This window comes from Bradyrhizobium hipponense (assembly GCF_008123965.1).
GTDB lineage: Bacteria > Pseudomonadota > Alphaproteobacteria > Rhizobiales > Xanthobacteraceae > Bradyrhizobium > Bradyrhizobium hipponense.
The window spans coordinates 17,953-39,324 of sequence record NZ_VSTH01000096.1; the positions used below are offsets into that span (position 1 = coordinate 17,953).

17 protein-coding genes are annotated in these 21,372 nt (G+C 64.4%); 10 read left to right on the forward strand and 7 right to left on the reverse strand.

What is annotated here, in order from left to right; translation table 11 throughout:
- Positions 1-10: 10 nt before the first annotated feature.
- The gene (locus FXV83_RS26555) at positions 11-964 is read left to right on the forward strand and encodes a sugar kinase (RefSeq protein ID WP_148742542.1); all 954 of its coding nucleotides are present in this window, start codon (positions 11-13) and stop codon (positions 962-964) included.
- Between the two features lie 67 nt (positions 965-1,031).
- On the forward strand, positions 1,032-1,541 hold the full coding sequence (locus tag FXV83_RS26560; protein ID WP_011090847.1) for an Lrp/AsnC family transcriptional regulator: 510 nt from the start codon (positions 1,032-1,034) through the stop codon (positions 1,539-1,541).
- A gap of 156 nt (positions 1,542-1,697) precedes the next feature.
- Here FXV83_RS26560 and FXV83_RS26570 read toward each other — a convergent pair whose 3' ends face one another.
- The 4 genes from FXV83_RS26570 to FXV83_RS26585 form a co-directional block, all read right to left on the reverse strand.
- Positions 1,698-3,197, reverse strand: a complete 1,500-nt coding sequence (locus FXV83_RS26570) for a phosphomannomutase/phosphoglucomutase (RefSeq protein WP_148742544.1) — start codon at positions 3,195-3,197, stop codon at positions 1,698-1,700.
- A 189-nt stretch (positions 3,198-3,386) separates the two neighbouring features.
- Positions 3,387-3,899, reverse strand: coding sequence for a TIGR02281 family clan AA aspartic protease (locus tag FXV83_RS26575; RefSeq protein WP_187436172.1), 513 nt, complete (start codon positions 3,897-3,899; stop codon positions 3,387-3,389).
- Positions 3,900-4,155: 256 nt separating this feature from the next.
- Positions 4,156-6,633, reverse strand: coding sequence for an ATP-dependent helicase HrpB (hrpB, locus tag FXV83_RS26580; protein WP_187436173.1), 2,478 nt, complete (start codon positions 6,631-6,633; stop codon positions 4,156-4,158).
- 130 nt (positions 6,634-6,763) lie between these two features.
- The gene (locus tag FXV83_RS26585; RefSeq protein WP_148742546.1) at positions 6,764-8,080 is read right to left on the reverse strand and encodes a UDP-glucose dehydrogenase family protein; all 1,317 of its coding nucleotides are present in this window, start codon (positions 8,078-8,080) and stop codon (positions 6,764-6,766) included.
- 237 nt (positions 8,081-8,317) lie between these two features.
- Here FXV83_RS26585 and FXV83_RS26590 point away from each other — a divergent pair, with 237 nt between their 5' ends.
- From FXV83_RS26590 to FXV83_RS26600, 3 genes are all read left to right on the forward strand, one after another.
- Positions 8,318-9,385, forward strand: a complete 1,068-nt coding sequence (locus FXV83_RS26590) for an acyltransferase family protein (protein ID WP_148742547.1) — start codon at positions 8,318-8,320, stop codon at positions 9,383-9,385.
- 231 nt (positions 9,386-9,616) lie between these two features.
- A complete protein-coding gene (polA, locus tag FXV83_RS26595) occupies positions 9,617-12,682 on the forward strand; it encodes a DNA polymerase I (RefSeq protein ID WP_148742548.1) in 3,066 nt (1,021 codons plus the stop codon).
- Between the two features lie 269 nt (positions 12,683-12,951).
- On the forward strand, positions 12,952-13,587 hold the full coding sequence (locus FXV83_RS26600; protein ID WP_148742549.1) for a LysE family translocator: 636 nt from the start codon (positions 12,952-12,954) through the stop codon (positions 13,585-13,587).
- Positions 13,588-13,766: 179 nt separating this feature from the next.
- On the opposite strand, the gene FXV83_RS26605 is transcribed toward FXV83_RS26600, so the two are convergent.
- Positions 13,767-14,393 (reverse strand): glutathione S-transferase family protein, encoded by a 627-nt coding sequence (locus tag FXV83_RS26605; protein ID WP_148742550.1) that lies wholly within the window; start codon positions 14,391-14,393, stop codon positions 13,767-13,769.
- A gap of 183 nt (positions 14,394-14,576) precedes the next feature.
- On the opposite strand from FXV83_RS26605, the gene pyrE reads away from it, so the two are divergent.
- Together pyrE and FXV83_RS26615 are read left to right on the forward strand one after the other, a co-directional pair.
- Positions 14,577-15,140: an orotate phosphoribosyltransferase gene (pyrE, locus tag FXV83_RS26610; RefSeq protein WP_148742551.1), complete on the forward strand. Its 564-nt coding sequence runs from the start codon at positions 14,577-14,579 to the stop codon at positions 15,138-15,140.
- A 179-nt stretch (positions 15,141-15,319) separates the two neighbouring features.
- On the forward strand, positions 15,320-16,093 hold the full coding sequence (locus tag FXV83_RS26615) for a DUF2865 domain-containing protein (protein ID WP_187436175.1): 774 nt from the start codon (positions 15,320-15,322) through the stop codon (positions 16,091-16,093).
- A 115-nt stretch (positions 16,094-16,208) separates the two neighbouring features.
- Here the strand turns inward: FXV83_RS26615 and FXV83_RS26620 are convergent, their stop codons facing one another.
- On the reverse strand, positions 16,209-16,640 hold the full coding sequence (locus FXV83_RS26620) for a hypothetical protein (RefSeq protein ID WP_148742552.1): 432 nt from the start codon (positions 16,638-16,640) through the stop codon (positions 16,209-16,211).
- A gap of 187 nt (positions 16,641-16,827) precedes the next feature.
- Here FXV83_RS26620 and FXV83_RS26625 point away from each other — a divergent pair, with 187 nt between their 5' ends.
- Positions 16,828-17,118, forward strand: coding sequence for a GIY-YIG nuclease family protein (locus FXV83_RS26625; RefSeq protein WP_148742553.1), 291 nt, complete (start codon positions 16,828-16,830; stop codon positions 17,116-17,118).
- Positions 17,119-17,228: 110 nt separating this feature from the next.
- Here the strand turns inward: FXV83_RS26625 and FXV83_RS26630 are convergent, their stop codons facing one another.
- On the reverse strand, positions 17,229-17,474 hold the full coding sequence (locus FXV83_RS26630) for a hypothetical protein (protein ID WP_187436174.1): 246 nt from the start codon (positions 17,472-17,474) through the stop codon (positions 17,229-17,231).
- A gap of 204 nt (positions 17,475-17,678) precedes the next feature.
- On the opposite strand from FXV83_RS26630, the gene FXV83_RS26635 reads away from it, so the two are divergent.
- Both FXV83_RS26635 and FXV83_RS26640 read left to right on the forward strand, forming a co-directional pair.
- Positions 17,679-20,195 carry a glycogen/starch/alpha-glucan phosphorylase gene (locus FXV83_RS26635; RefSeq protein ID WP_148742554.1) on the forward strand — a complete coding sequence of 839 codons (2,517 nt, stop codon included), beginning with the start codon at positions 17,679-17,681 and terminating at the stop codon, positions 20,193-20,195.
- A gap of 228 nt (positions 20,196-20,423) precedes the next feature.
- On the forward strand, positions 20,424-21,239 hold the full coding sequence (locus FXV83_RS26640; RefSeq protein ID WP_148742555.1) for an acyl-CoA thioesterase: 816 nt from the start codon (positions 20,424-20,426) through the stop codon (positions 21,237-21,239).
- The last annotated feature ends 133 nt before the right edge of the window (positions 21,240-21,372 follow it).

The following is a 21,372-nucleotide window of genomic DNA, read 5'->3' on the forward strand; positions in this document are numbered from 1 at the left end:
GAGACCGCCGATGACTGCATCCGGGATCGCGCCGCGCATCCTCTGCATCGGCATTCCCGTGCGCGATCTCACCTTTCGGGTCGATGCCGTGCCCGACCCCGGCAGCAAGGCAAACGCCAGCCATCTGGCAGAGATCTGCGGCGGCAACGCACTCAACGCCGCGATCGCAATCGCCCGACTTGGCGGCCGCGTCGCGTTCGCCGGTCCGATGGGCGACGCCGGCGAGACGTCGAGCGGCTTCATTCTCGACCAGATGGCCGCAGAGGGGATCGAGACCGCGCATATCGTGCGCATGCCCGGACTCATGACCCCAGTCTCGGCGATCATGGTCGACGCAACCGGCGAACGCACCCTCGCCATCTATCGCGATCCCGCGCTGTGGAACGTGAAGCTGCCGGAAGCCGACATATTGCTGGCCGGCTGCCAGGCGGTGCTTGTCGAAAGCCGCTGTGCCGCGTTCTGCACCGAGCTCTGCACTGAGGCACGCCGGCTCGGCATTCCGATCATCGTCGGCGTCGACCGCGCGATGCCGCCGACCGAGGGCCTGCTCACGACGGCGTCGCATCTGCTGTTCGCCAGCGAACAGGTGCAGGAGACGGCGGGCGTCGCCGACGATGGCGAGGCATTGAAGCGCCTGGCCAGGCTGACACCGGCGTTCCTGGCCGCCACCCGCGGCCCGCGCGGCACGATCTGGCTGAACGAGACAGGCGAGCTGACGGAGACACCGGCTTTCGCGGTCGAGGCCGTCGATACGCTCGGCGCCGGCGACGTCTTCCACGGCGCCTTCGCGCTTCGCCTGGCCGAAGGCAGCGATTTGCGCGAGGCGCTGCGATTCGCCGCGGCCGCCGCAGCACTGAAATGCACCCGCCACGGCGGCGGTCTGGCTGCCCCACAACGCATTGAAGTTGAAGAGTTTTTGCAGAAGCGGCCAGAGGCCAAGCGGGATCACCCGCCGAGAATATAGGCTTGCGATAGAAGAATTTTCTATATATGACGGAAAGTAGCCCTCATAATGGAACAAAGTTCTTCAAATGACTGACCTTGCTGTCCAGATCCCCGAGACCAGCCGCCGCCTTGACGCCATCGACCGCAAGATTCTGATGGTGCTCCAGGAAGACGCCTCCCTTTCCGTTGCCGAAATCGGCGACCGCGTCGGGCTGTCCTCAACCCCCTGCTGGAAGCGCATCCAGCGCCTGGAGGCCGACGGCGTGATCCTGAAGCGGGTGGCCCTGGTCGACCAGAACAAGATCGGGCTCGGCATCTCCGTGTTCGTCTCGGTCGAGAGCTCCGATCATTCCGACGCCTGGCTGAAGAAGTTCGCCGAGGCCGTGAGCGCCATGCCCGAGGTGATGGAGTTCTACCGCATGGCCGGCGACGTCGACTACATGCTGCGCGTCGTGGTCGCGGACATGCAGGCCTATGACGTGTTCTACAAGAAGCTGATCAGCGCGGTGCCGCTGAAGAACGTCACCTCGCGCTTCGCGATGGAGAAGATCAAGTCGGTGACCGCGCTGCCGATCCCTGCGGTGGTGGCGGCTTAGGACTCGCGTCTCGCCACAGAGAAGGTGTCATCGCCCGGCTTGACCGGGCGATCCAGTATTCCAGAGGCGGTGATGGAATGCGGTGAGGCCGCGGCGTACTGGATGCCCCGGTCAAGCCGGGGCATGACAGGCGCAGCGTAGGCTTCGCCCCTCGCCTCAAATCTTCTGATTGTACTCGCCGACTTCCGGATGCGTGCGCAGCACGCTGTTCACCATCTCGAACATGTCGTGCATGCGCTGCTCGGAAACCGGGCTCTCGACGACAACGACGAGCTCGGGCTTGTTGGATGAGGCGCGCACCAGGCCCCAGCTTCCATCCTCGACCGTGACGCGCACGCCGTTGACCGTGACGAGATCGCGGATCGATTGTCCGCCGATCTTGGCGCCCTTGGCCTGCAAGCCCTCGAAGTGCTCCACCACGGCGTCGATGACGCCGTATTTGACCTCGTCGCCGCAATGCGGCGACATGGTCGGCGACGACCAGGTTTTTGGCAGCGCGTCCTTCAGGTCGGCCATCGACTTGCCGGGGGCGCGGTCGAGCATGTCGCAAATTGCGATCGCCGAGACCAGGCCGTCGTCATAGCCGCGGCCGAACGGCTTGTTGAAGAAGAAGTGGCCGGACTTCTCGAAGCCCGCGAGCGCGCCCATCTCGTTGGTGCGGCGCTTCATATAGGAATGACCGGTTTTCCAATAGGCGACCTTCGCGCCCTGCTTCTGCAGCACCGGATCAGTGACAAACAGGCCGGTCGACTTCACGTCGACGACGAACTGCGCGTCCTTGTGGATCGCCGACATGTCGCGCGCCAGCATCACGCCGACCTTGTCGGCAAAAATCTCCTCGCCGGTGTTGTCGACGACGCCGCAGCGATCGCCGTCGCCGTCGAAGCCGAGGCCCACATCGGCGTTGTGCTGCAGCACCGCGTCGCGGATTGCGTGCAGCATCTCCATGTCTTCCGGATTCGGATTGTATTTCGGGAACGTGTGGTCGAGCTCGGTGTCGAGCGGGATCACTTCGCAGCCGATCGCCTCCAGCACCTGCGGCGCGAATGCGCCGGCGGTGCCGTTGCCGCAGGCCGCGACCACCTTGAGCTTGCGCTTCAGCTTCGGGCGGCTGGTGAGATCGGCGATATAGCGGGCCGGATAATTCTCGTGGAACTGGTAGGAGCCGCCGGCCTTGTTCTTGAACTCGGCGCCCAGCACGATCTGTTTCAGCCGCGTCATCTCGTCCGGGCCGAACGTCAACGGGCGGTTGGCCCCCATCTTCACGCCGGTCCAGCCATTGTCGTTATGCGACGCCGTGACCATGGCACAGCAGGGCACGTCGAGATCGAACTGCGCGAAATAGGCCATCGGCGTCACCGCAAGCCCGATGTCGTGCACCCTGCACCCCGCAGCCATCAGGCCTGAAATCAGCGCGTATTTGATCGAGGCCGAATAGCCGCGGAAATCATGCCCCGTGACGATCTCCTGGCCGACGCCGAGCTCTGCGATCAGCGCGCCCAGCCCCATGCCGAGCGCCTGCACCCCCATCAGGTTGATTTCCTTCTGGAACAGCCAGCGCGCGTCGTATTCGCGAAAGCCTGTCGCTTTCACCATCGGCTCAGATTCGAAGGCATAGGTGTTGGGCAGCAACACGGATTTCGGCTTGGGGAACATTGAGACGATCTCATGAAAAGAGCAGGATTTCATGCAGCCTTAGCGAATGCCGGGCCGCAGCGGAAGGCGGGAAGGGAGGCTTATGGATTATAATTGCGGCAGTTTGGTAACGCGGGAGCATCGCCGCGAGAGCGGTCGAAACAAAGGCATTTTTTGAATTATTCGGTCGCGCGAGCCCTTGGGATGGCCTTACTGCTCCAGCACCATCTGGCCGTTGGCGTATTCAAAACGCTTCAGGCGGGACAGGAAGGAGAGGCCGAGCAGGTTTTCGGACAACGCCTCGTCCGGCAGCACCATGGCATCGACGTCGCGCACGACGAGGCCGCCGACATCGAGCATGGCGATGCGGGTGCGCGCGGCCTTGATGGTGCCGTTGGCGGTGGAGACGGTGGCGTTGTACTCGCTGCGCGAGGGACGCAGGCCGAAGCGCGCAGCCGACGTCTCGTTCAGCGCCACCACGGAGGCGCCCGTGTCGATCATGAAGCCGATACGCTGGCCGTCGATCCGGCCCTCGGCCTGGAAATGACCGCGACCGTCGCGGGCAATATTGAGGCTGCGGCTGCCGGCGGGCGCCGTCGTTGCAATTGCGACCGTCGTGCGGGGCGCTGATGTTGCGGAGGCTGAGCTCATCTTGTCCGCCATTTGCGCCATGAAGGTGCCAAGCCCGATCATGATGGCCGCGAAGATCATTATGTTACGCATCACACCACTCGGAGCCCGAAAGCTCGATTTCAACACGCCACACGCCTGTCCGCGAGCGCAGCCGCGGCCAGGACGGTGCCATTTTGACGAAAAGGATGAGTGAACGGTTAATGCGCCGAGGTCGCAGAGACTACAAATCCTCATCCTGAGGAGCCCGCGAAGCGGGCGTCTCGAAGGATGGCTGCGGGTGCGAGGCGGGCCTGCATGGTTCGAGACGCGCGTTCCGCGCTCCTCACCATGAGGGTCTACTCTCGATTCACGTGCCGCGCGGCTTGACCCGCCGGGTCGGCAGCGCGCTTGCCGGATCTTCCGGCCAGGGATGGCGCGGATAGCGGCCGCGCAGGTCGGAGCGCACGGCGGCGTAGCTGCCGCGCCAAAACCCGGGGAGGTCACGCGTCACCTGCACCGGGCGCTGCGCCGGCGACAGCAATTCCAGCACCAGCGGCACCTTGCCGGCCGCGATCGACGGGTGGGTGTTGAGGCCAAACAATTCCTGGAGCCGCACCGCAATGGTCGGTCCCTGCTCGGCTTCGTAGTCGATCGCGAGCATGGTGCCGGTCGGCGCCTCGAAATGGGTCGGCGCCTCGCGCTCGAGCCGCGCGCGCATCTCCCACGGCAACAGCGTCATCAGGGCATCGGAGAGATCGCCGGCGGAAAGATCCTTCAGCGCGATCTTGTCGTAGAGCGCCGGCACCAGCCAATCGTCGCGCCGCGCGATCAACCCGTCATCCGACAGGTCGGGCCAGCTATCGCCTTCCGCCTTGCGCAGGAACATCACCCGGTCGCGCCATTGCCTGGCCGCTTTCGACCAGGGCAGCCGGTCGAGGCCTGCCGCAATCAGTCCGTCGGCAAGGATGCGCGCGGTTTTCTCCGAGGGCGAAAGCGCGAGCGTGGTTTCGGACAATGTGATCGCGTGCAGCGAGCGCTTTCGCCGCGCGCGCAGCGCCATCGCACCGCGATCAAACGATATCTCATCGACGGTCTCGATGTGCTCGGCGAAATGCCGCTCGATATCGTCCTGCGCGATCGGGGCGGCGAGCAGAATGCGCCCGCTCGCTGCCGTCCCCGTCATTTCGCCGACCGCGATGTAGGGCGCGCGGGCGAGCGAGGAGGTCTGCTCGACTGCGGCACCGCGGCCGTTGGCGAGCACGAAGCTGCCATTGCCGCGGTTGCGCGCGACGCGGTCGGGAAAGGCGTAGGCGAGCATCAGGCCCGTGGAGAGATCGCCCTCCTCGGGCTTTATCTTCTCGGATGCGGCCACCTGCGAAGCCCAGCGCCGCGCCAGGTCGCGCGCGCTTGACGCGCGCGGCGAGCGGTCGCGGCGGAACTGATCGCGCCTGTGCTCGAGGTCGGCGCTGTCGCCGCCAAGTCCGCGCTCGGTAAGGATGGCGGCGATCTCGGCGGCGGCTTCGCCCGCGCCGGCGCGATGCGAATCCACGATCATGCGCGCCAGCCGCGGCGGCAGCGCCAGCGCGCGCAGGCTCTTGCCCTCCGCGGTGATGCGGCCATCGCCGTCGAGCGCGTTGAGCTCGGAGAGCAGGCTATTGGCCTCCTTCCAGGCCGGCTGTGGCGGCGGATCGAGGAACGACAGCGCCGCGGGGTCACTGACGCCCCATTGCGCCAGATCGAGCACGAGCGAGGACAGGTCGGCGCTGAGGATCTCCGGCTGGGTGTAGGGCGCAAGCGACGCCGTCTGCGGCTCGTCCCAGAGCCGATAGCAGACGCCAGGCTCGGTACGGCCGGCGCGGCCGCGGCGCTGATCCACTGCGGCGCGCGAAGCACGCACGGTCTCGAGCCGCGTCAGGCCGATGTCGGGCTCGTAGCGCGGCACGCGGGCAAGACCGGAATCGACCACGATGCGCACGCCCTCGATGGTGAGCGACGTCTCCGCGATCGACGTCGCCAGCACCACCTTGCGCGTGCCCTTGGGCGCGGGCGCGATGGCGCGATCCTGCACGGCGGCATCGAGCGCGCCGAACAGCGGTACGATCTCGATGGTCGCATCCTGCACGCGCTCGGCGAGAAAATTCTGGGTGCGGCGGATTTCGGCGGCGCCCGGCAGGAACGCCAGCACCGAGCCGCTATCTGCGCGCAGGGCCGAGGCGATCGCATCCGCCATCTGCCGTTCCACCTGCACGTCCGCCTTGCGGCCGAGATAGCGTGTCTCGACCGGAAACGCACGGCCCTCGCTTTCAACGACGGTCGCTTCGCCGAGCAGCCTGGCAACACGCGCACCGTCCAGCGTTGCCGACATCACGAGAATGCGCAGATCCTCACGCAGGCCCAGTTGCGCGTCGCGCGCCAGCGCAAGGCCGAGATCGGCGTCGAGCGAACGCTCGTGGAATTCGTCGAACAGGACGGCGGCGACGCCCGACAGCTCGGGATCGTCCAGGATCTGGCGGGTGAAGATGCCTTCGGTCACCACCTCGATGCGCGTCGCGCGCGATATTTTTGAGCCGAAGCGAACGCGGTAGCCGACGGTCTCCCCGGCGCGCTCGCCAAGCGATTTGGCCATGCGATCGGCACTGGCCCGCGCGGCGATGCGCCGCGGCTCCAGCACGATGATCTTCTTGTCCCTGGCCCAGGGCGCATCCAGCAGCGCCAGCGGCACCCGCGTGGTCTTGCCGGCGCCCGGCGGCGCCACCAGCACGGCGGCGTTATGCGCCTCCAGCGTGCGCGAGAGATCGTCGAGCACGGCATCGATCGGAAGGGGCGTGTCGAAGCTGCGGGGCAAGAAATTATCCGGTCGTCATGCCCGGGCTTGTCCCGGGCATCCACGTTCTTTCATCTGGCAGTGAACAAGACGTGGATGGCCGGGACAAGCTCGGCCATGACGGTTTTAGATCGACAACAACGTGTGACTGTCAGCCCTGCACCGACGAGCGCCCGATGCTCTCATAGACGAAGCCGGCGGCTTGCATGTCCTCGGGGCGGTAGATGTTGCGGAGATCGACGACGACCGGCTGCGTCATGGTCGCCTTCAGCCGGTCGAGATCGAGCGCACGGAACTGCACCCATTCGGTGACGATGACAATCGCGTCGGCGCCTTGCGCGCAGGCATAGGCGTCCTCGCAGTAGGTGATGCTGGGCAGCTCGCCCTTGGCCTGCTCCATGCCGACGGGGTCGAAGGCCTTGACCCTCGCGCCCATGTCGAGCAGGCCCGTGACCAGCGGAATCGATGGCGCATCGCGCATGTCGTCGGTGTCGGGCTTGAAGGTGAGGCCGAGCACCGCGATGGTCTTGCCGCGCAGCGAGCCGCCGAGCGCCTGGCTCACTTTGCGCGCCATCGCGCGCTTGCGATTCTCGTTGACCGCGAGCACAGATTCGACGATGCGCAAGGACACGTCGTAATCCTGCGCGATCTTGATCAGCGCCTTGGTGTCCTTCGGAAAGCACGAGCCGCCGAAACCCGGGCCGGCATGCAGGAATTTGGTGCCGATGCGGTTGTCCAGGCCAATGCCGCGCGCAACCTCCTGCACGTTGGCGCCGACTTTTTCGGAAAGATCGGCGATCTCGTTGATGAAGGTGATCTTGGTCGCGAGGAACGCGTTGGCGGCGTATTTGATCATCTCCGCGGTGCGGCGTTCGGTGAACATCAGTGGCGCCTGGTTCAGCGACAGCGGACGATAGATGTCGCCCATCACCTTGCGGCCGCGCTCGTCGGAGGTGCCGACCACGACGCGGTCGGGGAATTTGAAGTCGCGGATCGCCGCGCCCTCGCGCAGGAACTCGGGATTGGAGGCGACGACGACGTCGGCTAACGGGTTGGTCTCGCGGATGATGCGCTCGACCTCGTCGCCGGTGCCGACCGGAACGGTCGACTTCGTCACCACGACGGTGAAGCCGGACAGCGACTGCGCAATCTCGCGCGCGGCGGCGTAGACGTAGGACAGATCCGCATGACCGTCGCCGCGGCGCGACGGCGTGCCGACCGCGATGAACACGGCGTCGGCGGCCGCAACCGGCTTCGACAGATCCGTGGTGAAGTCGAGCCGCTTGGCCTTGACATTGGTCGCAACCAGCTCGTCGAGGCCGGGCTCATAGATCGGGATCTCGCCGCGATGGAGCGCCGCGATCTTCTTCTCGTCCTTGTCGACGCAGGTGACGTCGTGACCGAAATCCGCAAAGCAGGCTCCGGACACCAGTCCCACATAGCCCGTGCCGATCATCGCAATTCGCATGGAAAAAACCTGTCTGCCCTGGTTAACGAAACGCCAATGCGGGCGGTTTAGCATTTTCCCGGGGTGAGGGAACAGTCAGTACGCAAAAACCGGCACACGAATTGTACCGGTAAAGAAATCGTAAGCCGCAAGGCGCCACACTGCCCCAAGACTGCTCCAAGATTGCTCCAAGACTGCTCCAAGACTGCTCCAAGTCCAGGCAGAGCCGGGGCGGAAGACGCCTCGAAAAGGGACACCATGGCACCATCAGGCACAATCGCCGCGAGCGGGGGACTCAGCGCCCCGGCTGCCGCGCGTGTCGACTGGATCGACTTTGCCAAGGGCATCTGCATCGTCATGGTCGTGATGATGCATTCGGTGCTCGGGGTCGAGCTCGCCGCCGGCGAGACCGGCTTCATGCATGTGTTGGTGGCCTTCGCAAAGCCGTTCCGGATGCCGGATTTCTTCCTGATTTCGGGCCTGTTCCTGCCCCTGGTGATCGACCGGGACTGGCGCACCTATCTCGACCGCAAGGTGGTGCATTTCGCCTATTTCTATGTCGTCTGGGTGACAATCCAGTTCGCCTTCAAGGCGCCCGCCTTCGCCGCGGAGACGAGCTGGCGCGACGCCGGCCTTCTGTATCTTGGATCCTTCATCGAGCCGTTCGGCACGCTCTGGTTCATCTATCTCTTGCCGATCTTCTTCGTCGTCACAAAACTGACACGGCGGATCCCGCCGCCCGCAATCTGGCTCGTTGCAGCAGCGCTGGAGACGGCGCGGATCGCGACCGGCTGGACCGTGATCGACGAGTTCTGCGCGCGCTTCGTCTACTTCTATTCGGGCTATTTGTTCGCGCCTTACGTGTTCACGCTGTCGGATCGCGCGCGCAACCATCCCGCATGGGCGCTCGCGGCACTCGCAAGCTGGGTTCTCATCGACGCCGGCGCCGTCGCCTATGGCGTAAGCGATTGGAAGATCGTCTCGCTCGCGCTCGGCTTTGCCGGCGCCTGCGCCATCATCGCATCAGGCACGCTGCTGGCGCGCGCCCATTGGCTCAATGTCCTGCGCTTCTGCGGCAAGCATTCGATCGTGATCTATCTCGCCTTCTTCCTGCCGATGGCGGCCACGCGAACGCTGTTGCTGCGCACCGGCATCATTCCCGACATCGGCACGGTATCGTTGATCGTCACCATCGCCGGCGTGATCGGATCGCTCGCGATCTGGCAGGCCGCGCTACGGCTCGGCGGCAATTTCCTGTTCGAGCGGCCGGATGCGTTCTGGATCGCGCCGAAGAAGGCGGGAGCCGTGCTGCAGGCGGCGGAGTAATCCCACCTGCACGCCGTCGTCCCGGCGAAGGCCGGTACCCATACCGCGTGATTTATCGATGGATCGCAGTCTTCGTACCGCCGTATGATCCCTTAACTGCCTGTCTTCGCCAAACGTCACCCTGTGGTTATGGGTCCCGGCCTTCGCCGGGACGACGAAGAGGTGTGGGCTTCGGCCAAAATTCCCCCTCTCAAGGCTGTCAAAATCCGCAAAAATTCATACATTGCGGCCATGCCCAAGACATCCCCGAAGACCACCGCCAAGTCTGAGACGCCCCAGTCCGAGACCAAGGCTGACATCAAGCCCACTGCTGCCAAACCGGTCACCGCAAAGCCGGCCGGCAAGGGCGACCACGTCTTCCTGGTCGACGGTTCCTCCTATATCTTCCGCGCCTATCACGCACTGCCGCCGCTGAACCGCAAGTCGGACGGCTTGCAGGTCAATGCCGTGCTCGGCTTCTGCAACATGCTGTGGAAGCTGCTCCGCGAGATGCCCGAGGACAACCGGCCGACCCATCTGGCGATCATCTTCGACAAGTCGGAAATCACGTTCCGCAACAAGATCTTTCCCGAATACAAGGCGCACCGGCCGCCGGCCCCGGATGATCTGATCCCGCAATTCGCACTGATCCGCGAGGCCGTGCGCGCCTTCGACCTGCCCTGCCTGGAACAGGTGGGCTTCGAGGCCGACGATCTGATCGCGACCTATGTGCGGCAGGCCTGCGAACGCGGCGCGACCGCAACCATCGTGTCCTCCGACAAGGACCTGATGCAGCTCGTGACCGATTGCGTCACCATGTACGACACCATGAAGGATCGCCGCATCGGCGTTCCCGAAGTGATCGAGAGGTTCGGCGTGCCGCCGAACAAGGTGGTGGAGGTACAGGCGTTGGCCGGCGATTCCACCGACAACGTGCCGGGCGTGCCCGGCATCGGCGTCAAGACCGCGGCGCAACTGATCGTCGAATATGGCGACCTCGAGCAATTGCTGTTCCGCGCCGGCGAAATCAAGCAGCCGAAGCGGCGCGAAGCGCTGATCGAGAATGCCGAGAAGGCGCGCATCTCGCGACAGCTCGTGCTGCTCGACGACAAGGTTGAGCTCGACGTGCCGCTGGACGATCTCGCGGTCCACGAGCCCGACGCCCGCAAGCTGATCGCTTTCCTGAAGGCTATGGAGTTCACGACGCTGACGCGGCGCGTCGCCGACTATTCGCAGATCGATCCAGCGAACGTGGATGCCGATCCCGGCTATACCAGCGGCGCCAGCGTCTTCTCGCCGTTGCCGCCTTCCGACGTCGTGCCCGCGCCAGGAGCCGGCGCGCCGGCGCAAGCTGCGCCGGGTGAGCGCAACAAGTCGGCCAGCAAGGAGGACAAGGCCGCGAGCCTCAAGGGCGCGCCGATCTCGCTCGCCGCCGCGCGCGAGGAGGCCTTGCGAAAACTGCCGGTCGACCGCGGCAAGTACCAGACGATCAAGACTCTTGCCGAGCTCAATGCCTTCGTCGCGCGCATTCACGATACCGGCCATGTCGCGATCGAGATCCGCGCCAATTCCATCAATCCGATGCAGGCCGATCTCTGCGGCATCGCCCTGGCGCTGGCGCCGAACGATGCCTGCTATGTGCCGCTGGCACACAAGCAGTCCGGCGGCGGCGCAGGCTTGTTCGATGCCGGCCTCTCGCCCGATCAGGTCAAGCATGCGGACGCGATCGAAGCGCTGCGGCCGGTGCTGGAGTCATCAGGCATTCTCAAGATCGGCTTCGACATCAAGTTCAGCGCCGTCATGCTGGCGCAGCACGGCATCACGCTGCGCAACATCGACGATGCGCAACTGATTTCCTATGTGCTCGATGCCGGCCGCGGCTCGCATGCGCTCGAACAGCTCTCGGAACGCTGGTTCGGCCTCGCCATGCTGAAGGAGAGCGAGCTGCTCGGCAACGGCAAGGGCAAGATCACCTTCGACCAGGTGCCGATCGACAAGGCCGCACCGCTGTCGGCGGAAGGCGCCGACGTGACGTTGCGGGTGTGGCGCGTGCTGAAGCCGCGCCTCGTCGCCGAGCACATGGCCACGGTCTACGAAACCCTGGAGCGGCCCCTGGTCTCGGTGCTCGCGCGCATGGAGCGGCGCGGCATCTCGATCGATCGCCAGGTGCTGTCGCGCCTCTCCGGCGACTTCGCCCAGACCGCAGCCCGCGTCGAAGCCGAGATCCAGCAGATCGCGGGCGAGCCGGTCAATGTCGGCAGCCCCAAGCAGATCGGCGATATCCTGTTTGGCAAGATGGGATTGCCCGGCGGCAGCAAGACCAAGACCGGCGCGTGGTCGACCACCGCGCAGGTGCTCGACGAGCTCGCCGAGCAGGGCCACGATCTCCCGAAGAAGATCCTGGAGTGGCGCCAGGTCTCCAAGCTGAAATCGACCTACACCGACGCGCTGCCGACCTACGTCAATCCGCAGACCCATCGCGTCCACACCACCTACGCGCTGGCAGCGACCACGACCGGCCGGCTGTCGTCGAACGAGCCAAATTTGCAGAATATTCCGGTGCGCACCGAGGACGGCCGAAAAATCCGCCGCGCCTTCATCGCGACGCCGGGACACAAGCTGGTCTCGGCCGACTATTCGCAGATCGAGCTGCGGCTGCTCGCCGAGATCGCCGACATTCCGGTGTTGAAACAGGCATTCAAGGACGGTCTCGACATTCACGCCATGACGGCATCCGAAATGTTCGGCGTGCCGATCAAGGGCATGCCGAGCGAAATCCGGCGCCGCGCCAAAGCGATCAATTTCGGCATCATCTACGGCATCTCGGCGTTTGGGCTGGCCAACCAGCTCGGCATCGCCCGCGAAGAGGCGTCGGCCTACATCAAGAAGTACTTCGAGCGCTTCCCCGGCATCCGCGCCTATATGGACGAGACCCGCGATTTCTGCCGGAGCCACGGCTACGTCACCACACTGTTCGGCCGCAAGTGCCATTATCCCGACATCAAGGCGTCGAACGCCTCGGTACGCGCCTTCAACGAGCGCGCCGCGATCAACGCGCGGCTTCAGGGCACCGCGGCCGACATCATCCGCCGCGCCATGACGCGGGTGGAGGATGCACTCGCCGAGAAGAAGCTCTCGGCGCAGATGCTGCTCCAGGTGCACGACGAGCTGATCTTCGAGGTGCCGGACGCCGAGGTCGCGGCGACGCTTCCCGTCGTGCAGCACGTCATGCAGGACGCGCCGTTCCCGGCTGTGCTGCTCTCGGTGCCGCTGCACGTGGATGCACGCGCGGCGAACAACTGGGACGAGGCGCATTGATGCTTTCTTTAACCTCTCCCCGCTTGCGGGGAGAGGTCGGATCGCTTTTGCGATCCGGGTGAGGGGGTACAGGTCTCACGACCATCGCACGCATGAAGCCCCTCACCCCACCCCTCTCCCCGTAAGAACGGGGCGAGGGAGCGCACCGGCGCAAAAACGTTAGCGCCGCGTGCGGACACGAGAAACGCAATTGTCCTCCGTGCAATTGTGTGATGGCAGCGCGATCTCACGCATATTAGAATCGTGCAAGCTCCCGCACCGGTTCACCCATGCCCCACACCTCCGCCCTGCTCGGCTTCGCCCTGGTCTGCTTCGGCCTCGTGCTCACGCCGGGGCCGAACATGATCTATCTGATCTCGCGCTCGATCACGCAGGGGCCGGCGGCGGGCATCGTCTCGCTCGGCGGCGTGGCGCTCGGCTTCGTGTTCTACATGCTGTGCGCGGCGTTTGGGATTACAGCGCTGCTGCTTGCCATTCCCTTTGCTTATGATGCGCTGCGCTGCGCGGGCGCGGGCTATCTGCTGTGGCTCGCCTGGCAGGCGGTGAAGCCCGGCGGGCGCTCGCCGTTCCAGGTCAAGCAGCTCGCGATCGACAGCCCGCGCAAACTGTTCGCGATGGGGTTCGTCACCAATTTGCTCAATCCGAAGATCGCGATGCTGTATCTGGCGCTGCTGCCGCAGTTCATCGATCCCACCGCCGGCAGCGTGCTGGCGCAGTCGGTGGTGCTTGGCGCGATCCAGATCGCGATCAGCGTCAGCGTGAACGCGATGATCGCGCTTGCCGCAGGCTCAATCGCGCTGTTCCTCGCAAGCCGGCCAAGCTGGATGCAGGTGCAGCGCTGGCTGATGGGCACGGTGCTCGCCGGGCTCGCGGTGCGGATGGCGGTCGAGGCGAGGAGGGTGTGACGCGTACCTTCACCCTCCCCTGGAGGGGGAGGGTCGGCTCACATTGAGCGTAGCGAAATGCGAGACGGGGTGGGGTGACGGTCTCTCCCCATCCAACAGTGCCCGATTGGAGAGATCACCCCACCCCGCTCGCGCTTCGCGCGATCGACCCTCCCCCTCCAGGGGAGGGTAAGCGTCCCTCAATCCAGCTTCGCGTCCATCCCCCGCTTCACCGCGGGGCGTGCCATCAGGGCTTCGTACCAGCGCTTGACGTTGGGGAAATCGGCGAGCTCAACCTTGTGGCGAGGATGGCGCCAGGCCCAGCCCAGGATGGCGAAATCGGCCACCGAGAGATCGCCGGCGACGAAGTCGCGGCCCTCTAACCGGCGGTCCAGCACGCTGTAGAGCCGGCGCGTCTCCGCCATGAAGCGCTTCAGGCCGTAGGCGCGGTCCTGCTCGTTCTCCAGCGCGATGAAATGATGCACCTGGCCCGGCATCGGCCCGAAGCCGCCCATCTGCCACATCAGCCATTCGTAGACGGGAATCCGGCCGGCAAGCGATTTCGGCAGGAATTTGCCGGTCTTTTCGCCGAGATAGAGCAGGATCGCGCCCGATTCGAACACACTGACGGGCTTGCCGTCCGGCCCTTCGGGGTCGACGATCGCGGGGATCTTGTTGTTCGGAGACAGCTTGAGGAACTCGGGCGCCATCTGCTCGCCTTTGGTGATATTCACCGGGATCACCTTGTAGGGCAGCCCCATCTCCTCCAGCGCGACCGAGATTTTCCGGCCGTTCGGCGTGTTCCAGGTGTGCAGCTCAATGGTCATTCCTCGTGTCCTTCCCGACAGACTCAGGTGCGCGGCGTGCCCCTCAACTAGCCCAGCGGTTGCACCCCCACAACCGGCGACCCGGGATGGCCGATCCCTGTTGACGGGGAGCGCCCCCTCTGGAATGTCACGGCGGTCGCGGATAAATTCCGCGTCTTCTAAAAACGCTCCCGAGGGACCGCCGTGTCGAAATCAGCCTCCCGCGCCCGCCTATTCGAAATCATCCGCCGCCGCTCGTTCGGCCGCGGTGACGTGACGCTTGCGTCGGGCCGCAAGAGCGATTTCTATTTCAACCTCAAGCCGACCATGCTGGACCCGGAGGGCGCGACACTGCTCGCCGAGCTCACCTATGAGACGCTGAAGGACGACCAGCTCGATTTCATCGGCGGACTCGAAATGGGCGCGGTGCCGCTTGCCGGTGCGCTGGCGCAGATCTCCTGGATCAAGGGCCATCCGATCGCGGCGTTCTTCGTGCGCAAGAAACCGAAGGAGCACGGCGCAAAGCTCGCGATCGAGGGGCTTCCCAAGGGCGAGACGCTTCAAGGCAAGCGCGTCGTAATCGTCGAGGACGTCACCACCACCGGCGGCTCGGCGATGAAGGCGGTGGAATCCGTGCGCGAGACCGGCGCCGAGGTGGTGCTGGTGCTCACCATGGTCGATCGCGAGGAAGGCGCCACCGACACGTTCGGCGCGGCCGGCCTGCCGTTCCGCTCGCTGTACAAGGCGTCGGAATTCTTGAAGGGGTAATTTTCTCTCCCTCCCCGCAAGCGGGGCGAGGTGAGAACCTTCCCCGGTCACCGCTCATTTACCATCACGCTTTATGGTGAATCAGAAGCTGAGACGGGTTGCTCTCGGCGGGTTGCGTTGCGTCGGTGGAGTGAGCGTTGCGTACAATCGTGTCCCATGCGCGCCGGCGGCGTCGCGCGATGCTTGTGGCCGCCATTCTTGTAGCTCCGCTGTTCGCGGCTCCGGCGCCGGTTTCGGCCGAAGGCCTGTTCGATTTCTTGTTCGGCGGCGCGCAGCAGCAGCGGCCGCAGCGCGAGGTGCCGCAGGCGAGCTCCTACGCCGATCCCTTCACCGGCCAACAGAACGGCGCAAACCCGCAATATGTCCCGCCGACGCGCGCGGCGGCCGCCGGCGGCTCGGGCCCGGCGTTCTGCGTGCGCAGCTGTGACGGGAAATATTTTCCGCTGATGCGCGGCCTCGCCTCGCCGGCACAGATGTGTCAGGCGTTCTGTCCTGCCAGCGCCACAAAAATCTATTTCGGCTCCAGCATCGACGGCGCCACGGCGCAGAGCGGCGAGCGTTACGCCGACAGCGACAACGCGTTCGCCTACCGCAAGGCGCTGCGTTCGGACTGCACCTGCAACGGTCGCGAGCCGGTCGGGCTTGCCCCGATCGATCTGGCGCTGGACTCGTCGCTCAAGGCCGGGGATGTCATCGCGACCACCGACGGCCTGGTCGCCTACACCGGCATCCGTGTCGGCAACGACCAGACCGCAGATTTCACGCCGGTGGCCTCCTATCCCGGCCTCACCGCACAGGTCCGCGCACGCCTCGGCGAAATGAAGGTGGCCCCGGTGCGCGCAGAGACCGTGGCGGCTGATGCGCCGTCAGCGGAGATCGTGCGCGGCGCGTTGCCTGATGTGACGGTGCCGAAGACGCAGCCGAAGCCGGCGAAGCGGGCGGGATTGGATTAGCCAACTCTCTCCACGCCGTCATTGCGAGGAGCCCTTGCGACGAAGCAATCCAGAATTCCTCCGCGGATAGATTCTGGATTGCTTCGCTGCGCTCGCAATGACGGAGGTTGCTACACTACCTTCCGATGATCACCCCGATCACGTTCGGCGCCGCCAGATATTTCTCCTCGATCGCCGCGCGCGCCGCGGCGCGGTTGTCCGGCGTCAACAGGCCGCGCTTCTCAGCCAAGATCATCCAGCAGAACCCCCACCAATCGGTCAGCATGCCCGCCTCGTCGACGAGGTCATAGCCCTGCTCGGCCGCGAAGATGCGCGCATGCGCTTCGTCCAGCGTGTCGAGAAACAGATGGTCCTCGGACGAGAACAGATCGTCGCTGACGTCGTCGATGGTGTAGCCCCAGATCGACTGGCACACCGCGTTGAACTCGCGGTCGAACTGGTCGTCGTCGACCGCATAGCGCCGCGCCGTCCGATGCAGCCGCGACAGAGACCGCGCGAAATCGGCGATCCGGGTGAGGGCAAATTGATCGAAGGCAATGGTGGACATGTAGTCCTCGCGACGTCTGACGAACCTAGATGTTGTGTCGGCTACGCACCGAATCACAATGATATATCAAAGACTTGCTAAAGTGTTCTTAATTTGTTCTGATGAGGGGCATGATTGTTGAGAGCGTCGTCCTGGCGAAAGCCAGGATCCATTACCCCGGTCAGCGTTGTCCTTGCGAGCTGAAGCCATGAGCGCAAGCAGCTACTACGTCTACATCCTCGCCAGCCGTCATCACGGGACGATCTATATCGGCGCCACCAACGACATCCACATTCGGCTTGAACTGCACCGTTCGGGTCGGGGTTCGAAGTTCGTTCTGAAATACAATATCTTCCGCCTCGTGCACGTCGAAGTATTTGCCACTCCGCAGGAGGCTATCGCGCGCGAGAAGCAATTGAAGTTCTGGAGGCGAGATTGGAAGATCAAGCTGATCGAGCAAGAAAATCCCGATTGGAATGACCGGTCGGGCCTCATTTGAAAGGCGGGGTAATGGGTCCTGGCTTTCGCCAGGACGACGATGTGGCGAGAGCCTTCGCCGGGACGACACTCTCTTTGTCGCGAGCGTTTTCTTTGTTGCGCGTGGTCGCCTCAATTCACCGCCGACATCAACCTGTCCCCGCACGCGCTCGCGTAAAACTTGCCGCCGCATTGGCGCTTGATGGCGGCGCAACGGGCGGCGGGGGATGCATTTTGCGGGACGGTGAAACCGCAGCTCAGACCGTCGGCGCTGCGGCCCGGCTTGCCTGCGGCAAACGCAGCGCTGGAGGCGCTGATGCAGACGACGAGCAGGGCTGCGGTGGCGATTTCGATCAGCAATCGCATCTGCAGTTTCATGGACATCCCTCCACACTGATGGCCGAATTGGTCCCTAATCTAGCATCGAATCCACGCTTTCCCGTGCTGATCCGGGTTCCCAAACCGGCCCATTCCTTGCATAAATTTGCGCCAGTGCAATGCACGGCCGCGCCTGCGATGGTTTCGGTCCGGAGGCATGACGCGTAGGGTTAGTGGTGTTCTCGCGACCAGGAAGTAACGGCCTTGCAAGATTCATCGTTCCAGCCAGATTTTCCCGCCCCCGACCAGCCCATCGACGAACTCGCGCTGGCTGAGATCAAGGGCGCAATCCTGGCGAAGCTGCGCCTGGCCATCGGCAAGGACGCAGGCATGGCGACCAAGCACGACTGGTACCAGGCCGCAGCGCTCACCCTGCGCGACCGCATCGTGCATCGCTGGCTCAGCGCCGAGAAGCGCAGCTACGATGCAGGGCGCAAGCGCGTCTATTATCTCTCGCTCGAATTCCTGATCGGCCGCCTCTTCACCGACGCACTCAACAACATGGGCCTCTTGAAGATCTTCGAGGTCGCGCTCGGCGATCTCGGCGTCTCCTTGCCTGAGCTGCGCAAATGCGAGCCGGACGCGGCGCTCGGCAATGGCGGCCTCGGGCGGCTTGCCGCCTGTTTCATGGAGAGCATGGCGACGCTGTCGATCCCCGCGATCGGCTACGGCATCCGCTACGATTACGGCCTGTTCCGCCAGATCATCAATCAGGGCTGGCAGCAGGAATATCCGGACGAATGGCTCGGCTTCGGCAACCCCTGGGAATTGCAGCGGCCCGAGGTGATCTATGACGTTCGCTTCGGCGGCGGCGTCGAGCATGTCGACGACAAAGGCCGCGACCGCGCGATCTGGCATCCGTCCGAGACCGTGCTTGCGATGGCCTATGACACGCCGATCGTCGGCTGGCGCGGCCAGCACGTCAATGCGCTCCGGCTATGGTCGGCGCGCTCGCCCGATCCCTTGAAGCTCGACGCCTTCAACACCGGCGATTATGTCAGCGCCAGCGCCGAGCAGTCGCGCGCGGAAGCGATCTGCAAATTCCTCTATCCGAACGACGAGAGCCCGGCCGGCCGCGAGCTGCGCCTGCGCCAGGAATATTTCTTCGTCTCGGCCTCGCTTCAGGACCTGATCAAGCGCCATCTCGCCTCCGACGGCCAGCTGCGCAGCCTGTCGAACAAGGTCGCGGTACAGCTCAACGACACCCATCCGAGCCTTGCCGTCACCGAGCTGATGCGGATCCTGATCGACGACCACAATTTCCGCTGGGACGAGGCCTGGAAGATCACGGTCGCGACGCTGTCCTACACCAATCACACGCTGCTGCCGGAAGCATTGGAGACCTGGCCGGTCGAGCTGTTCGAGCGCCTGCTGCCGCGGCATCTCGAGATCATCTACCGTATCAACGTCCAGCACCTCGCGCTAGCGGAAGCGCGCGCCCCGGGTGACATCGACTTCCGCGCCTCGGTCTCGCTGATCGACGAGAAGAGCGGGCGCCGCGTGCGCATGGGCCAGCTCGCCTTCGTCGGCTCGCACCGCATCAACGGCGTCTCGGCAATGCATTCGGACCTGATGCGCGAGACCGTATTCCACGATCTCAATCATCTCTATCCCGGCCGCATTACCAACAAGACCAACGGCATCACCTTCCGCCGCTGGCTGATGCTGGCGAACCCGAAGCTGACCGACCTGTTGCGCGAGGCCTGCGGCGAAGCCGTGCTCGACGATCCGACGCGGCTCGAATTGATGGAAGCACGCGCCAGCGACGTTGCGTTTCAGCAGCGTTTCCGCAGCGTCAAGCTTCACAACAAGACGGCGCTGGCGCGCCTGATCGGCGAGCGGCTCGGCATCAAGGTCGACCCGAACGCGCTGTTCGACGTGCAGATCAAGCGCATCCACGAATACAAGCGCCAGCTCCTCAACGTCATCGAAACGGTGGCGCTGTACCAAGCGATCAAGGACGATCCCAACGGCAATTGGGTGCCGCGGGTCAAGATCTTCGCCGGCAAGGCGGCGGCGAGCTACCGCTACGCCAAGCTGATCATCAAGCTGATCAACGACGTTGCGGAGGTCGTCAACAACGATCCCTCGATCGGCGGCAAGCTCAAGGTCGTGTTCCTGCCCGACTACAATGTCAGCCTCGCCGAAGTGATCATTCCCGCGGCCGACCTGTCCGAGCAGATATCGACCGCCGGCATGGAAGCCTCCGGCACTGGCAACATGAAGCTGTCACTGAACGGCGCCCTCACCATCGGCACGCTCGACGGCGCCAACATCGAGATCCGCGACCATGTCGGCGCGGAGAACATCGCAATCTTCGGCATGGAGGCCGGCGACGTGATGATCCGGCGCAAGCAGGGCCTGGATGCCTCTGACGTGATCCGCAGATCGCCAAAGCTCCAGCGCGCCATCAACTCGATCGGTGGCGGCGAGTTCTCGCCCGGCGATCCCGGGCGTTTCGAATCGATCGCGCATGCCCTGCGCTATCTCGATCACTACATGGTCAGCGCCGATTTCGATTCCTACTACGACGCGCAGCGCAGCGTCGACGCGCGCTGGCAGGTGGCGCCGGCCTGGACGCGCGCCAGTATCCTCAATGTCGCGCGCATGGCGTGGTTCTCCTCAGACCGCACCATCCGCGAATACGCCGAGGAGATCTGGAACGTGCCGGTGAATCCGTCCACACCCTTGCTGCCAAACCTGCGCGACGTCGCGGGCTGATTTTCCGCGCGACGAAGTCAGGGTTACCTGCGAGGTTATTGCATCTCGCAGGATGGATGATGATATGATCGCCATCATCCCCCGGGGCGATGTCGGCGATGCGGACGCCGTATCCTCAACCACCGTCATTGCGAGCGCAGCGAAGCAATCCAGACTACCTCCGCGGAACGATTCTGGATTGCTTCGCTGCGCTCGCAACGACGGTCGGGGAAATACCGAGGACCAGCAATGCACGCCAAGCTCCCGCACCCTTTCGACGATGCCACGCGCGTCACCGCCGGCGACAGCAGCTGGCGGGGGCACACCAGTGACGATTACTGGGCCTTTGTCGGCCCGTTCGGCGGCGTCACCGCCGCGACCATCCTGCGCGCGTTGATCGACCATCCGCAAGCCGCCGGCGGTCCGCTGGCGGTCACCGTCAATTACTGCGCGCCGATCGCCAAGGGACCGTTCGATCTCGACGTCCGGCTGGTGAAGGCCAACCGCTCCAGCCAGCATTGGAGCGTCGAACTGTCGCAAGGCGGCGGCGAGGTCGCAACGCTTGCCACCGCCGTGTTCGCCGAGCGCCGGCCGTCCTGGGAGCACGGGGTGGCGAAATGTCCGGACGCCACTTCGTTCGAGAACACACTGCCGTTCCCGAAGATCTCGGCGTCCTGGGCCAATCAGTATGATTTCCGATTCGTCGAGGGCGAGATGCGCGTCGGGCCGCCGCAGGCCGAGCTCGCCGGCACTTATTCGAAAGTCTGGATCGGCGACCGCACGCCGCGCAAGCTCGACATGCTGTCGCTGATGGCGATGTCGGACGCATTCTTCGGCCGCATCTTCCATGCACGGCGCGAGTTGGTGCCATTCGGCACGGTGTCGCTGACGACATATTTCCACACCGACGCGGAAGAGCTCGCGGCCGAAGACATCACCCGCGTGCTCGCGACAGCTGACGCAAAGATCTTCCACAAGAGCTATGGCGATCAGAACGGCGAGCTGTGGTCCCCGAACGGCCGCCTGCTCGCGACCACGACGCAGATCGCGTATTTCAAGGCGTAGGTGTTTCCATGATCTCGTCATTGCGAGCGCAGCGAAGCAATCCAGACTGTCTCCGCGGAGGGATTCTGGATTGCTTCGCTTCGCTCGCAATGACGGTGGAGATGTATTGCGAAAAATCGGGATAGGGGGCAGC